Source organism: Marinobacter sp. E2 (assembly GCF_055755345.1).
The window spans coordinates 3,749,434-3,764,388 of record NZ_CM146911.1 but is presented as its reverse complement, the minus strand read 5'-3'; the positions used below and the strand labels follow the sequence as shown (position 1 = coordinate 3,764,388).

Annotated in this window: 11 protein-coding genes; 7 read left to right on the top strand and 4 right to left on the bottom strand. The window is 62.4% G+C overall.

Features of this window, described 5'->3' with window-relative positions; all coding sequences use genetic code 11:
* Nucleotides 1–50 precede the first annotated feature (50 nt).
* Nucleotides 51–521, bottom strand: coding sequence for a winged helix-turn-helix transcriptional regulator (locus AC0J1C_RS17140; protein WP_473044967.1), 471 nt, complete (start codon nucleotides 519–521; stop codon nucleotides 51–53).
* A gap of 89 nt (nucleotides 522–610) precedes the next feature.
* Between AC0J1C_RS17140 and AC0J1C_RS17135 the strand changes: the two genes are divergently transcribed.
* Both AC0J1C_RS17135 and bamE read left to right on the top strand, forming a co-directional pair.
* The gene (locus AC0J1C_RS17135; protein ID WP_473044966.1) at nucleotides 611–1,723 is read left to right on the top strand and encodes an NADH:flavin oxidoreductase; all 1,113 of its coding nucleotides are present in this window, start codon (nucleotides 611–613) and stop codon (nucleotides 1,721–1,723) included.
* 140 nt (nucleotides 1,724–1,863) lie between these two features.
* On the top strand, nucleotides 1,864–2,175 hold the full coding sequence (gene bamE, locus AC0J1C_RS17130; RefSeq protein ID WP_208603390.1) for an outer membrane protein assembly factor BamE domain-containing protein: 312 nt from the start codon (nucleotides 1,864–1,866) through the stop codon (nucleotides 2,173–2,175).
* A 72-nt stretch (nucleotides 2,176–2,247) separates the two neighbouring features.
* Here the strand turns inward: bamE and pntB are convergent, their stop codons facing one another.
* The 3 genes from pntB to AC0J1C_RS17115 form a co-directional block, all read right to left on the bottom strand.
* Nucleotides 2,248–3,639 carry a Re/Si-specific NAD(P)(+) transhydrogenase subunit beta gene (gene pntB / locus AC0J1C_RS17125; RefSeq protein ID WP_473044964.1) on the bottom strand — a complete coding sequence of 464 codons (1,392 nt, stop codon included), beginning with the start codon at nucleotides 3,637–3,639 and terminating at the stop codon, nucleotides 2,248–2,250.
* 12 nt (nucleotides 3,640–3,651) lie between these two features.
* Nucleotides 3,652–5,229 carry a Re/Si-specific NAD(P)(+) transhydrogenase subunit alpha gene (locus AC0J1C_RS17120; protein WP_473044963.1) on the bottom strand — a complete coding sequence of 526 codons (1,578 nt, stop codon included), beginning with the start codon at nucleotides 5,227–5,229 and terminating at the stop codon, nucleotides 3,652–3,654.
* A 123-nt stretch (nucleotides 5,230–5,352) separates the two neighbouring features.
* Nucleotides 5,353–5,988, bottom strand: coding sequence for a TetR family transcriptional regulator (locus AC0J1C_RS17115; protein ID WP_473044961.1), 636 nt, complete (start codon nucleotides 5,986–5,988; stop codon nucleotides 5,353–5,355).
* Between the two features lie 391 nt (nucleotides 5,989–6,379).
* Here AC0J1C_RS17115 and AC0J1C_RS17110 point away from each other — a divergent pair, with 391 nt between their 5' ends.
* The 5 genes from AC0J1C_RS17110 (at nucleotide 6,380) to AC0J1C_RS17090 (ending at nucleotide 14,916) form a co-directional block, all read left to right on the top strand.
* On the top strand, nucleotides 6,380–7,981 hold the full coding sequence (locus AC0J1C_RS17110) for a flavin-containing monooxygenase (protein WP_473044959.1): 1,602 nt from the start codon (nucleotides 6,380–6,382) through the stop codon (nucleotides 7,979–7,981).
* A 109-nt stretch (nucleotides 7,982–8,090) separates the two neighbouring features.
* The gene (locus AC0J1C_RS17105; RefSeq protein WP_473044958.1) at nucleotides 8,091–9,152 is read left to right on the top strand and encodes a zinc-binding metallopeptidase family protein; all 1,062 of its coding nucleotides are present in this window, start codon (nucleotides 8,091–8,093) and stop codon (nucleotides 9,150–9,152) included.
* A gap of 9 nt (nucleotides 9,153–9,161) precedes the next feature.
* Complete coding sequence (locus AC0J1C_RS17100) at nucleotides 9,162–10,622, top strand: circularly permuted type 2 ATP-grasp protein (protein WP_473044957.1); 1,461 nt, start codon at nucleotides 9,162–9,164, stop codon at nucleotides 10,620–10,622.
* 1 nt (nucleotide 10,623) lies between these two features.
* Nucleotides 10,624–11,562 (top strand): alpha-E domain-containing protein, encoded by a 939-nt coding sequence (locus tag AC0J1C_RS17095; protein WP_473044956.1) that lies wholly within the window; start codon nucleotides 10,624–10,626, stop codon nucleotides 11,560–11,562.
* A 45-nt stretch (nucleotides 11,563–11,607) separates the two neighbouring features.
* A complete protein-coding gene (locus tag AC0J1C_RS17090) occupies nucleotides 11,608–14,916 on the top strand; it encodes a transglutaminase family protein (RefSeq protein ID WP_473044955.1) in 3,309 nt (1,102 codons plus the stop codon).
* Nucleotides 14,917–14,955: the final 39 nt, after the last annotated feature.

The window sequence follows — 14,955 nt, the reverse complement described above, 5'->3', positions numbered from 1 at the left end:
GGATTGATACAACTCAAAAAAAACGGCCGATCCGGGGACAATACGGATGGTCAGGCCGAGTTCTTCTTGTTGGCAGGCAGGCTTTCCTCCGGCACGAACACGTCGCGGATGGACAGGGGCTGGCCATCGGCATTCCGGACTTCAACGGGATGAATGGGCCGGCCGGTCGCGCGATCGCGCAAGTCCAGTGGTGGCTGATCGGGCGCGGGGTTCCATTTGTCACCCCACTGGCGCAGGGCGATGACCACCGGGAACAGATCCCGGCCTTTGTCCGTCAGGCGGTATTCAAAGCGAGAGCCGTGTTCGCCCACATCCACCTTGCGCAGCACGTCGTTGTCCACCAGACGGCCCAGGCGATCGCACAGGATGTTCTTGGCAATACCGAGCTCCTGCTGGAAATCGACAAAGCGGCGGGTTCCGTACATGGCCTGCAGCACAATCAGCAGAGACCACCAGTCCCCCACTTCATTGAGGGCGCGGGCTACGGAGCAGTTGGAATCGTCAAAACGTTTTCTGGCCATGGCGGCAGTGTACCGAATAGGGTTGCATTTTAAAACCAGATTTAATAGGGTTGCTTAACGAAACCAAATTAGTGAGGTTGCACATCACCATGAGCATCAATCTTGGCCCGCTTTTCGAACCCTTTGAACTCCACAACCTCAAGCTGCGGAACCGCGTGGCCATGGCCCCGATGACCCGGAATTTCTCACCAAACGGTGTGCCCGGGGAGGATGTGGTGGCCTACTACCGGCGCCGCGCGGAGGCCGGCGTTGGCCTGATCATCACCGAGGGCACCACGGTGAACCATCTGGCAGCCAACGGCTACCCGAACGTACCGGCTTTCCACGGCGCTGAAGCCCTTGAAGGCTGGAAGAAAGTAGTGGACGCGGTACACGATGCGGGAGGCACCATTTTCCCCCAACTCTGGCACGTGGGCGCGGTGCGTAAGGAAGGTACGCCACCGGATCCGTCCGTTCCCGGCTACAGTCCCTCTGGCCTGTTTGCTCCGGGTAAACCGAACGGCAAAGCCATGAGCAAGGACGACATCGAAGACGTGGTGACGGCGTTTGCTGATGCCGCCCAGGACGCCAAGGCGCTGGGGTTTGACGGTGTCGAGATTCACGGTGCCCACGGCTATCTGCTGGACCAGTTCCTGTGGGAAGGTACCAACCAGCGGGACGACGAATACGGTGGTTCCCTGGAGAATCGCCTGCGCTTTGTTGTTGAGATCGTTGAGGCAGTGCGCCATCGCGTGGGCCCGGACTTCCCGATCATGCTGCGGTTCTCCCAGTGGAAGCAGCAGGATTACGAGGCAAAACTGGTGCACAGTCCGGAAGAGCTGGAGCGTTTCCTCAAGCCCCTGGTGGAAGCCGGGGTCGATATCTTCCATGCCTCCACCCGCCGTTTCTGGGAGCCGGAATTTGAAGGTTCGGACCTGAACCTGGCCGGCTGGACCCAGAAGCTCTCCGGCAAGCCAACCATGTCGGTAGGCAGCGTCGGGCTGACCGAAGACTTTATCAGCGGAACCTTCGCGAGCAAGAAGGACGCCGTTGAAAAGGCCGGCATTGATGAACTGGTAGAGCGCATGAACAACCACGAGTTCGAGCTGATCGCCGTGGGCCGTGCCCTGCTGCAAGACCCCGAGTGGCTTATCAAGGTCAGGGAAGGGCGCCTGGACGAAGTGGGCTCCTTTGCCAAAAAGTCCCTCGCCAAGCTTTACTGATCGACCCTTCGATCAAGGCCTGCCGCAGTTTCCCTCGGGACTGCGGCTTTTTTGTGCCTGCAGATCCTGTCGTGTTTGTAATCGCGTTTGCCAAAGGACACGTTAAGATGGACGAAATTCACCCAATGAGAGGGATCGATATGACAATCAAGGGTTTGTTCAGAACGTTGGCAGTTGCCATGGTCATGGCGGCCATGGTGGGCTGTGCCACGGTGGGACAGGATTTTGCGACCCACAATGTGGACCAGATCCGGATCGGGGAAACCACCCGGGCCGATATCCAGGAGATGTTCGGTGAGCCCTGGCGTACCGGCATTGAGGACGGCAAGCGCACCTGGACCTACGGCAAGTATAAGTGGTCAGCCTTTGGTGATGCCGAAACCACCGATCTGGTTGTGCGCTTCAACCAGGATGGCACCGTGTCGTCCTACGTCTACAACACCACGGAGTAACGGCCGGAAACAAAGAAGCCATGCTCTGGAGGCAGAGCATGGCTTCCGTTGGCAGGCATCTGATCAATCAGATCAGCCCCGCAGGCCTCCAACCAGCTTGTCGATGCTCTCCTTCGCGTCCCCGAACAACATGCGTGTGTTGTCCTTGAAGAACAGCGGGTTCTCGACCCCGGAGTAGCCGGTCGCCATGCCCCGCTTGAGCACCACCACCTGGTGGGCTTTCCACACTTCCAGTACCGGCATGCCGGCAATCGGACTGCCCGGGTCTTCGGCGGCGGCCGGGTTGACGGTGTCGTTGGCACCGATCACCAGCACCACGTCGGTGTCCGGGAAGTCATCGTTGATCTCGTCCATTTCCAGAACGATGTCATAGGGCACATGGGCTTCCGCCAGCAGCACGTTCATGTGACCGGGCAGACGGCCCGCGACCGGGTGGATGCCGAAGCGCACGTTCACGCCCTTGTCCCGGAGAATCTTGGTCATCTCACTGACGCCGTTCTGGGCCTGTGCCACTGCCATGCCATAGCCCGGCACGATAATCACGGATGAGGCATTGCGCAGTTCCTCGCACACGTCATCGGCGCTGGATTCGTGCACGGTCTGGTCGCCGTCAGCGGCAGCCGAGCTGCTGCTGGTCTGGCCGAAACCGCCCAGGATCACGCTGATGAACGACCGGTTCATGGCCTTGCACATGATGTAGCTGAGGATGGCACCGCTTGAGCCCACCAGGGCGCCGGTGACGATCAGCAGGTCGTTGCCAAGCATGAAGCCGATGGCCGCTGCCGCCCAGCCGGAGTAGCTGTTGAGCATGGACACCACCACCGGCATGTCGGCACCGCCGATGGCCATGATCAGGTGAATGCCGAGCACAGCCGCGATGGCGGTCATGATAATCAGGGCGATGACACCCACCGCTGTGCTGTCAGTGCTCAGGAACCAGGCACCGAGCGCCACGCACACCACCAGCGCCGCCAGGTTCATGAGGTGGCGTCCCGGCAGGGTCAGGGCCTTGCTGTCGATACGGCCGTCCAACTTGCCGCAGGCCACCAGTGAGCCGGTGAAGGTGATGGCACCGATAAAGATGCCCACGAACACTTCCACCAGTTTGATGGTGTGCTCGGCACCGGAGGTGGCAATGAGCGGCTCCAGGTAGCCGGCAAAGCCGACAAACACCGCGGCCAGGCCCACGAAGCTGTGCAGCAGGGCCACCAGCTGCGGCATCTGGGTCATTTCCACCTTGTTGGCGATCATGGTGCCAATGCCGGCACCGAGCAGGACCGCAATCAGAATGGCAATAATGCCGCCATCCACGCTGGCCAGGGTTGCGCCAACAGCAATGATGATGCCGGCAACCCCGTAGATATTACCGCGTCGAGCGGATTCCTGGTGGCTGAGGCCGCCCAGGCTGAGAATAAAGAGAATACTCGCGACCACGTAGGCCACGCTCACCAATCCTGTACTCATGTCGGGCGTCTCCTACTTGCGGAACATTTTGAGCATGCGATGGGTAACCCGGAAGCCACCCCCGATGTTGATGCTGGCGATCAGCACCGCGAGAAACGCCATGACGCCCACGGCAATACCGCTGGCCTGGGCCAGGTGAAGGATGGCGCCGATCACGATGATCCCGCTGATCGCATTGGTCACGCTCATCAGGGGTGTGTGCAGGGACGGTGTCACGTTCCAGATCACCTGCCAGCCGATAAAGCAGGACAGCACGAACACGGTGAAGTGCTGCAGAAAGCTTTCCGGCGCGTAGGCACCCACGCCATACAGAGCCAGGGCAGTGACCACCAGCAAGGCGCTCTTGCCGATCACACTGCGCTGGTCCGCCTTTTTCTTGGCGGCGGCCTTGGCTTCCGCCGACGGCTCCTCTGTACCCGGAGCCGGCTTCGGACTGACCGGGGCTTCCGGCTGGGGAGGCGGCCAGGTAACGTCTTTCTCATGAACCACGGTGAGGCCACGGATGACATCGTCTTCCATGTCGACCACCGGCTTGCCGTCTTTCTCCGGTGTCAGCTCGGTGAGCAGGTGCACCAGATTGGTGGCGTACAGGTCACTGGCGACCTTGGCCATGCGGCTGGGCAGATCCGTGTAGCCAATCAGGGTGACGCCGTGCTGGTGCGCCACCTTGCCCGGCTCGGTCAGTTCGCAGTTACCGCCGCGCTCGGACGCCAGGTCGACAATCACGCTGCCCGGCTTCATGGATTTGACCATGTCGGCTGTGATCAGCTTCGGCGCCGGTTTGCCGGGAATCAGGGCGGTGGTGATGATGATGTCCACCTCTTTCGCCTGCTCGGCAAACAGCTCCATCTCGGCCTTGATGAACTCGTCGCTCATTTGCTTGGCGTAACCGCCGCTGCCGCTGCCGTCTTCACCCTCGAAGTCCAGCACCAGGAACTGGGCGCCCATGCTCTCCACCTGCTCCCGTACTTCCAGGCGGGTATCGAACGCGCGCACCACGGCGCCCATGCTGTTGGCAGCGCCGATGGCAGCCAGACCGGCAACGCCGGCGCCGATCACCATGATCTTTGCCGGCGGTACCTTGCCTGCAGCCGTCACCTGGCCGGTAAAGAACCGGCCAAAGTGGTTGGCCGCTTCAATCACCGCCCGATAGCCGGCAATGTTGGCCATGGCGCTGAGGGCGTCCATCTTCTGCGCCCGGCTGATCCGCGGCAGGCTGTCGATGGCGAACGACGTGATGTTCCGGGCGGCCAGTTTTTCCAGCAGCTCCGGGTTCTGGGCCGGCCAGATGTAGCTGACCAGAAACGCGCCTTCCTTCATCAGGTCGGCTTCGTGCTTGCCCAGCGCCGGGTTTTCCATGGGCGCGCGGACTTTCAGGATGAAATCCGCTTCCTGCCACAACGAGGCGGTGTCGGCCGCGATGGACGCACCGACTTTCTCGTAGGCGGCATCGGAATAGTTCGCGGGCTCGCCGGCCCCGCCCTCTACGACAACGTCGTAACCAAGGCCAATCAGTTTATGGACCGAGGGTGGGGTAGCGGCTACCCGACGCTCGCCCTCGAAGATTTCCCTGGGGATACCGATTTTCATGTTAAGTTCGTCCTCCCGAACGATCGACTTAAAGGATGTCTCGGTTTTTACTAAGGTGCGTACGGTACCAGATTTGCAAGCGTTTTCCTAAACGAAAATGATTTCGATCAAGGCGAATGCCGCTTATTCGTGGCTCCGGGACCTGAGGCCAAGAATGTCGGACTCCGACAGGTCATCAAGCAGGGCGCCCCGGAATTGCCGGTTGATAAAATGTTCGGTTTCAATCTGTATAGCCGCCCTCTGATGAGGCTTCTCGATGTAATCCAGGGCCCGGAACAGTATATAGCGAATGGTCATGCGGGAAATCTCGTGGATGGTTTCCGGCGGCACCGCACTCACCAGGTTGCGCTCGATAATGTCTTCCGCCATTTCCCGGGCGCTCGCCTCAAGCTGCGCCTCCAGTGCCCGGCGCAGCACCGGCGACGGGCCATGCAGTTCGCGCACCGCCACGGTGGTGGCCGCCGGGTTGGCCAGGAAGTACCGGTAGACAAACGCCACGGTGTCCCGGGATGCCTGCTCGGAAGTGTCCGCCATCTGGCGCAGCTCCCGAACGCCGGCTTTCATCTCCGCGGCGACGTAGCTCAGAACCTGCAGGCCGAATTCGTCCAGGCCTTTGAAATGCCGGTAAAACGTATTCGGATTTAATCCCGCCTCACGGGCAAGCTCCCGCAATCCCAGAGACGTCAGGCTACGGGTTTCGGTAATCAGCCGCAGCGCCGCTTGTATCAGTTTGAGTTTTCCGCCGGTTATTGCGTTCACGTTGTCCTCTGCTTCCGGTGGAGGGGCCGCGTTGACGGGCGTTCCGAAAACCGCTGCAAGTACGTCCCTGTACGCTTGCTCTCCGCCATCCATGGCTACGAGCATTTTCGGAACGCCCGCCAACGCGGCCCCCCGTGCAATGGCGTAGGTTTGCCCGGTTCAAAACGAGTGTTTAAAGGCGGGCCTTGGTGAGTGTGACGATCGTTTGTGGGGAGGGCCAGCCCCCCAAGCAGAGCCCGCCGAGCGGGCCAGGTATCAGTCAACCGAGGCCAATCGTCGGGTCAATAGTATACGACTGTCTACTTTCCTGTGTATACATGTGTCTACCGGTCATCATGACCAACCGCACAACAACAGACAAGGCCACACGGGCCAACACAGGAGTGCAAAAATGACACAGACCACACGGATCGCCATCATCGGCACCGGCTTCTCTGGCCTCGGCATGGCCATCAAACTCAAGGAGGCGGGCTATCACGATTTCGTGATTCTGGAGCAGAGCGACGACATCGGCGGCACCTGGCACCAGAACCACTACCCCGGGTGCGCCTGTGACGTGCAATCGGCGCTGTACTCTTTCTCCTTTGAGCAGAACCCGAACTGGAGCCGCATGTTTGCCCAGCAGCCCGAGATCAAGGCCTACCTCAAGCACTGTGCCGAGAAATACGGGTTAATGAAGCACATTCGTCTGAACACGCACGTGACGGGAGCCCGTTACGATGAGGCCTCCGGTACCTGGACCGTAGAAACCTGTGACAGCCCGGCGCTGTGGCGCTTCATGCAGGCCAAGGGCCTGAAGCCGGGGGACCGGCTGGATCGCGAGGACGGCGACCTGCCGGCGTTCGATACCCTCAGGGCCAGCGTGGTGGTTTCCGGCATGGGCGGTCTGAGCACGCCCGCCTATCCCGAGATCAAGGGCATCGAAAGCTTTACAGGCAAGCGCTTTCACTCCCAGGATTGGGACCACGACTACGATCTGAGAGGCAAGCGGGTAGCGGTGATCGGCACCGGCGCCTCGGCCATCCAGTTTGTGCCCGAAGTGGCCAGGGAGGCGGCGCGGCTGGATCTGTACCAGCGCACCCCGCCCTGGATCATGCCCAAGCCGGACCGGGCGATCCGGCCGCTGGAGAAGCGCCTGTTCCGGATGGTGCCGCAATCACTGAACGCCCTCCGCCAGAGCATCTACTGGACCCTGGAGGCCCGGGTGCTGGGGTTCGTGGGCAACCCGCGGATCCTGAAAATCGGTGAGCTGCAGGCCCGTCGCCACATCCGAAGCCAGATCAAGGACAAGGAGCTGCGCAAAAAAGTCACCCCCGATTTCCACTTCGGCTGCAAGCGGGTGCTGATTTCCAACAACTACTACCCCGCTCTGGCCCGGGATCATGTGGATGTGGTCACTAACGGCATCCGGGAAGTCCGGGGCAATGTGATCGTCGACGGCCAGGGCAACGAGCGCCAGGTGGACTGCATCATCTATGGCACCGGCTTCAAGGCCCAGGATCCGGTTCCCGCCGGCATGATATTCGGGCGCAACGGGCAGGACCTGCTGGATGCCTGGAAAGATGGCGCCGAGGCCTACAAGGGCACCGCCATCCACGGCTTCCCGAATTTCTTCATGCTGATGGGGCCGAACACCGGCCTGGGCCACAGCTCGATGGTGTACATGATCGAAAGCCAGATCCAGTACGTGCTGGACGCCCTCAAGCGCATGGACGGGGAAGGCTGGAGCACCGTGGAGGTGAAGCAGGACGCCCAGAGCCGGTACAACGCCTCGATTCACGCCAAACTGGGCGATTCCGTCTGGCAGACCGGCTGCAAGAGCTGGTACGTGAACGAGAATGGCAAGAACACCACGCTCTGGCCCGGGTTTACCTGGCAGTTCCGACAGCAGACCCGTCGGTTTGACGCTGCCCAGTACCGGGTTGCCGGAGGCGCGGAGGTGGCCGCAGCGCCTGCGTTGGACCGGGAGCCTGCGCTGGCGGTCCAGGGATAAGCCCGGGGGCGGTTCAGGCTGCAAAGCGGCAGACCGAGTTGCGTTTTGGCCCTTTTGGCCAATACTTAAAGTTCGGTCGTGCCGCTTTCGGTCAAGGATTGCCCCTCCGATGAAGCTGTTTCACTGTGGCCGTTGTGCCAACCTGCTGTATTTTGAAAACAGTTGCTGTACCCACTGCGGAGCGGATCTGGGATTCGCCCCCGACGCCATGGAGCTGCTGGCCCTTGAGCCAGCAGGCGACGATACCCGAGTGGCGATTACCAGTGGTCAGCGCTACCGGCTGTGCGCGAACTACCGGGACCACAGCGTCTGTAACTGGCTGATTCCCCTCGACGACACCCACGCCTTCTGCGTTGCCTGCCGGCTTAACCGCACTATTCCCGACCTGGGTATCCCGAAGAACCACGGACTCTGGCTGCGCCTGGAAAAAGAGAAGCGGCGCCTGGTGTATTCGCTGCTTCGCATGCGGCTGCCCTTCGGACCGCTGGAAGAGCAGCAGGGGGGGCTGGCGTTCGATTTCCTGTCCGATCAGCCGGCGCGGTTCGATGAGCGCAATAAGGTGCTGACCGGCCACGCCCATGGCGTGATCACCCTCAACATTGCCGAGGCGGACCCGGTGGAACGGGAGCGCATGCGTAGCGAGATGGCGGAGCCGTACCGCACTGTTCTGGGGCATTTCCGCCATGAATCCGGCCACTATTTCTGGGACCGCCTGGTGGCAGGCAGCGCCTGGCTGGCACCGGTGCGTGAGCGCTTTGGCGACGACACCGCCGACTACAAGCAGGGCCTCGACCGGTATTACCAGTACGGCCCGCCGGTGGACTGGCAAAACCGGTACATCAGCGCCTACGCCACCAGCCATGCCTGGGAGGACTGGGCCGAAACCTGGGCACACTACCTGCATATGCTGGATACCCTGGAAACCGCCTGGCAGTTCGGGTTGCGGGTGAACGCCCATGGTGGCGAGCACCCCGACACGGCCTCGGACCCGTCGTTCGACCCCTACCAGACCGACGATTTCGACGCCCTGGTCCGCCACTGGCGGCCACTGACCCTCGCCCTCAACAGCCTGAACCGGAGCATGGGGCACGAGCACGCCTACCCCTTCGTACTGGCAGAGCCGGTGGTGGAGAAGCTCCGGCTGGTGCATCAGATCGTACACGCCTGTTAAGGACACACCATGAAAAAAAACAGACTCATTGACTGGAAGAATTACGACCCGAACGACTTTTATGACGAACTGATTGCCGCCAAGGGCAAACCCCGGCCCGCCGCCACCGAGATCACCGAGTACCTGGGCAACCTGGATTCGGAGGAGATCCAGGCCCGCCAGCAGGCCGCCGAGCTGGCCATCCTGGAGATGGGTATCAGCTTTACCATCTACAGCGAGGGCGAAAACATCGACCGGGCGTGGCCGTTCGACATCATCCCCAGGGTCATTTCCCTGCGCGAGTGGGAAACCATTGAACAGGGCCTGGCCCAGCGCCTGACCGCCCTGAACATGTTCATCAACGATATCTACAACGACCAGCAGATCGTGAAGGACAAGGTCATTCCCAAGTACGTGTTCGCCAACTCCAAGAACTTCCGCGAACAGTGCCGGGGCTTTACCCCGCCGCTTGGGGTCTGGGCCCACATCTGCGGCTCGGATCTGGTACGCGACAAGGACGGCAAGGTCTATGTGCTGGAGGACAACCTGCGGGTGCCCTCCGGTGTGTCCTACATGCTGGAGAACCGCCAGCTGACCAAACGGGTGTTCCCAGAGCTGTTCGAGAACACCGCCATCCTGCCGGTGGACGACTACACCAACCAGCTGTTCGACATGCTGGCCTCTATTTCGCCGCGGCCCCAGGACCACCCGAAGATTGCGGTGCTGACACCGGGCATTTTCAACTCCGCCTATTTCGAGCACTCCTTCCTCGCCCAGCGCATGGGTGCGGAGCTGGTGGAAGGCGCCGACCTGGTGGTGGGCGAGGACGACTGCGTCTACATGCGCACGGTCGAGGGCCTGGAGCGGGTAGACGTGATTTACCGCCGTATCGACGACGATTTCCTGGACCCGGAGGTGTTCCGGGCCGACTCCACCCTGGGCGTACCCGGGCTCATGCGGGCCTGGCGCAACGGCAAGGTGGGCCTGGCCAACGCGCCTGGCGCCGGGGTGGCCGACGACAAGGTCATCTACGCCTTCGTGCCGGATATGATCCGTTATTACCTCGACGAGGAGCCGATCATTCCCAACGTGCCCACCTACATGTGCGTGAACAAGCAGGACCGGGAATACGTGCTGGAGCACCTGGACGAGCTGGTGGTGAAGCCGGCCAACGAGTCCGGCGGCTACGGCATGCTGGTGGGGCCCCACTCCACCAAGAAGCAGCGCGCCGAGTTTGCCAAATTGATCAACAAGAACCCGCGCAACTACATTGCCCAGCCCACCCTGAGTCTGTCGGTGGCGCCGACCCTCACCGAGGAGGGCCTGGCGCCCCGGCATCTGGACCTGCGCCCGTTCGTGCTGCAGGGGGTGCGGACCTACGTGACCGCGGGCGGCCTGACCCGCGTTGCCATGCGCAAGGGCTCCCTGGTGGTGAATTCCTCCCAGGGCGGTGGAAGCAAGGATACCTGGATTGTGGACGAGGAGAACTGATGTGCTGTCACGTGTAGCAGAGCGACTGTACTGGATGGCCCGATACCTGGAACGGGCCGAGAACAATGCCCGGATGATCATGGCCTTCAATTCCATGGCCCTGGACATGCCCCGGGAAACCCAGCTGTCCTGGAAGGGGCTGGTGGCCGTGACCGGCATGGGGGCGGTGTTCGACGAGCACTATCAAAGGGCCGACGAGCGCAACTGCGTGAAGTTTCTGGTGGCGGACAGCTACAACCCGAGCTCCATTGCCTCCTGCATCAAGGCCGCGCGGGAGAATGTGCGCACCACCCGCGACCAGGTGCCCACCGACGCCTGGGAGGTCATCAACGAGCTGTACCGCTATATCCAGGACCACCTGGACCAGGGCGTTGGCAAGCGGGCCCGCTACGACTTCCTGACGGAAATCGTCGGTCGGTGCCAGATGCTCAACGGATTGCTGGCCGGGTGTATGAGCCATGACATCGGTTACGACTTTATCCGGGTGGGTCGCAATCTGGAGCGGGCCGACATGGCCACGCGCCAGATCGAAGTGGGCGCGTTGCAGTTCCTGGATGGCTGGGACGGCACCGACACCTACGGCGGGATCATGTGGACCAGTGTGTTGCGCTACCAGAGTGCTTTCCAGATGTACCGCCACAATGTCCGGCGCAAGGTCAGCGGCCCGCTGGTGGTCCGGTTCCTGCTGCAGAACGAGCCCTTTCCCCGGTCGGTCTTGCACAGCCTGGGTGAAGTAGCCAGTGCCCTGGGCCGGCTGCCGAGGAACGAGATTCCCCTGCGCACGGCGCTGCAGGCGGTTCGTCACACGCGGGAGGCGGATGTCGACGCGCTGATTCGAAAGGAGGGCGGCATCCTGTTCCTGGAGAACCTGCAGCTGGAGATTGGCGAGCTTCACGAAGACATCGTGGAGACCTGGTTTCCCGTGTACGAGGCGGCCTGAGACCTGTCTGATTTAACGTACTGACGCGATTGCGAGAGAGCCACCATGTCGATTCACGTAGCCCTGAGTCATACCACCCATTACCGCTACGAGCGGCCCGTCACCCTCGGGCCCCAGGTGGTTCGTCTGCGGCCGTGTCCCCACGCCCGCACCCGGGTGCTGAGTTATTCCCTGAGGGTCGAACCCGAGGGGCATTTCATCAACTGGCAGCAGGACCCCCAGGCCAACTACCTGGCTCGGCTGGTGTTCCCGGAGAAAACCCCGGAGCTGAAGATCGTGGTGGATCTGGTGGCCGAAATGGCGGTGATCAACCCGTTCGATTTTTTCCTGGAGCCCCGGGCTGAAACCATTCCGTTCAGTTACGAGGACTGGCAGACGGTGGAGCTGGCGCCCTACCTCCACAAGCTGCCGGAAACGCCGGAATTCCGGAAGTGGATGGCATCGATCGACCGCTCGGAAACCCCCAGCGTGGATTTCCTGGTGGGCCTGAACCAGCGCCTGTCCCAGCGGGTGGATTACCTGATCCGCATGGAGCCGGGCGTGCAGACACCGGAAGAAACCCTGGAGAAAGGCTCGGGTTCGTGCCGGGATTCCGCCTGGCTGCTGGTTCAGACGCTTCGCTATCTTGGCCTGGCCGCACGATTTGTCTCCGGCTACCTGATCCAGCTCAAGGCCGACCAGAAAGCCCTGGACGGGCCCTCGGGCGCCGAAGCCGACTTTACCGACCTGCACGCCTGGGCCGAAGTGTTCCTGCCCGGCGCCGGCTGGGTGGGCCTGGATCCCACCTCCGGCCTGTTCGCCGGGGAAGGGCACATTCCCCTGGCCTGCAGTCCCGAGCCATCCTCCGCCGCGCCCATCACCGGCATGGTGGAGGACTGCGAGGTGGAATTCGAGCACCAGATGAGCGTGGAGCGCATCTGGGAAGCGCCCCGGGTAACCAAGCCCTATACCGAGGAGCAGTGGCAGCAGGTGGTGGCACTTGGCCATCAGGTGGATAGCCGTTTGCGGGAACTGGACGTGCGCCTGACCCAGGGCGGCGAGCCCACCTTTGTGGCCAATCACGACCGCGACGAGCCCGAGTGGAACACCGAAGCCATGGGCCCCACCAAACGCCTGAAGGCCATCGACCTGTACCACCGCATGCGCAACCGTTACGGCGCTGGCGGGCTGGTGCACTTCGGGCAGGGCAAGTGGTACCCGGGCGAGCCCCTGCCGCGCTGGTCGTTGAACTGCTTCTGGCGCCGGGATGGCGAGGCCATCTGGCAGGACGAGCGCTGGCTGGCGGATGAACGCAAGGCCGGCGAGGCCACGGCGGAATCGGCCCGGCAGTTTGTCGAAGCGCTGACCCGGCAACTGGGGGTGGACGCCGGGCAGGTGTTTCCGGCCTTCGAGGACGCCTTCTATTACCTCTGGCGGGAGCGGCGTCTGCCGGTGAATGTGGACCCCTTTGATTCGAAGCTGGACAACCCCCTGGAGCGAAAGCAGCTGCAGCAGATTTTCAGTCGCGGGCTGGATCAGCCGGTGGGTTATGTACTGCCGCTCAAGCGCGGCGAGGATAACGACAACTGGCAGACCGGCCCCTGGTTCCTGCGCAGCGAGCGCTGTTACCTGATTCCCGGCGGCTCACCCATGGGCTACCGCCTGCCCCTGGACAGCCAGCCCTGGGTGGCGGAGGCCGACTATCCATGGATCCACGAGCCGGATCCGTTTGCGCCCCGTGAGGCCCTGCCGCGCAATGAAGACATCCTGCAATGGAACCTGCGAGGGCGCTCCGGCGATGTCGAGATGGCTGTCAGTGAGCCAGACCAGGGCGAATCGGCCACCGAGGTTGTTCGTACCGCCCTGTGCGTGGAGCCCAGGGATGGCATCCTGCGAATTTTCATGCCGCCGCTGGCGGAGCTGGAGCCTTACCTGGCGCTGGTCGGCGCCATCGAGAAAACCGCCGCCGAACTGGCACAGCCGGTGCTGCTGGAAGGCTACGAGCCACCCTCCGATCGGCGCCTGAACCATTTCCGGGTAACACCGGACCCGGGGGTGATCGAGGTCAACGTACAGCCGGTGGATACCTGGGATGAGCTGGTGGAGCAGACCGAGTCGCTCTATGCCGACGCCTACGAATGCCGCCTGACCAGCGAGAAATTCATGCTCGATGGCCGCCACACGGGCACCGGCGGTGGCAACCACTTTGTGCTGGGTTCGCGATCCGCCGAGGATTCACCCTTCCTGCGTCGGCCGGACCTGTTGCGCAGTCTGGTCAGTTACTGGCACAACCACCCGAGCCTGTCCTATCTGTTCTCCGGGCTGTTCATCGGGCCCAGTTCCCAGGCGCCCCGCATTGACGAGGCCCGCAACGACCATGTGTTCGAGCTGGAACTGGCGTTCCAGGAAATGGACCGGGTCTGTCCCATCGGCAAGAAAGTGGCGCCCTGGATGGTGGATCGCCTGCTGCGGGATCTGCTCACGGATGTGACCGGCAACACCCACCGGGCCGAGTTCTGTATCGACAAGCTGTATTCGCCCGATGGCCCGGGCGGGCGCCACGGGCTGCTGGAATTGCGGGCTTTCGAGATGCCCCCCCATGCCCGCATGAGCCTGACCCAGCAACTGTTGCTGCGGGCTCTGGTGGCCCGCTTCTGGGAAGAGCCTTACCGGCCCTCGCGGCTGGTGCGCTGGGGCACCGAGCTGCACGACCGGTTCCTGCTGCCCCATTACGTCTGGCAGGATTTCGAGGATGTGATTGCCGACATGCAGGGCCGGGGCTACCCGCTGGAGCGCGAGTGGTTTGCGCCGCACTTTGAATTCCGGTTCCCAAGGATCGGGGACTATGCGGTACAGGGCATTGCCCTGGAGCTGCGCACCGCCCTGGAGCCCTGGCACGTGACTGGCGAGCACGGCGCCATTGGCGGTACTGCGCGCTACGTGGATTCGTCACTGGAGCGCCTGCAGGTGAAGGTTCGGGGCGCCGCGCCAGACCGCTACCAGGTGACCTGCAACCAGGTACCGCTGCCGCTGCAGCCCACGGGCAAGGTGGGCGAATTCGTGGCCGGCGTGCGTTACCGGGCCTGGCAGCCGCCCCAGTGCATGCACCCCACCATCGGCGTGGATGGTCCTCTCGTCTTTGATCTGGTGGATACCTGGAACGAGCGCAGCCTGGGGGGATGTCAGTACCACGTTACCCATCCGGGCGGCCGGAACTTCGAGACCCTGCCGGTGAACTCCTTCGAGGCGGAAGGCCGTCGCATGGCCCGCTTCTTCCGGATCGGCCACAGTGACGGCCGGCAGCCCCGGCGGCCGGTCCCCGAGCACCGGGAGTTTCCGTTTACCCTGGACCTGCGCTATCACAACGGGGAGTGAATCTGGGGAGGATTGTGCGGATACTGAGGTGCTGGCTCC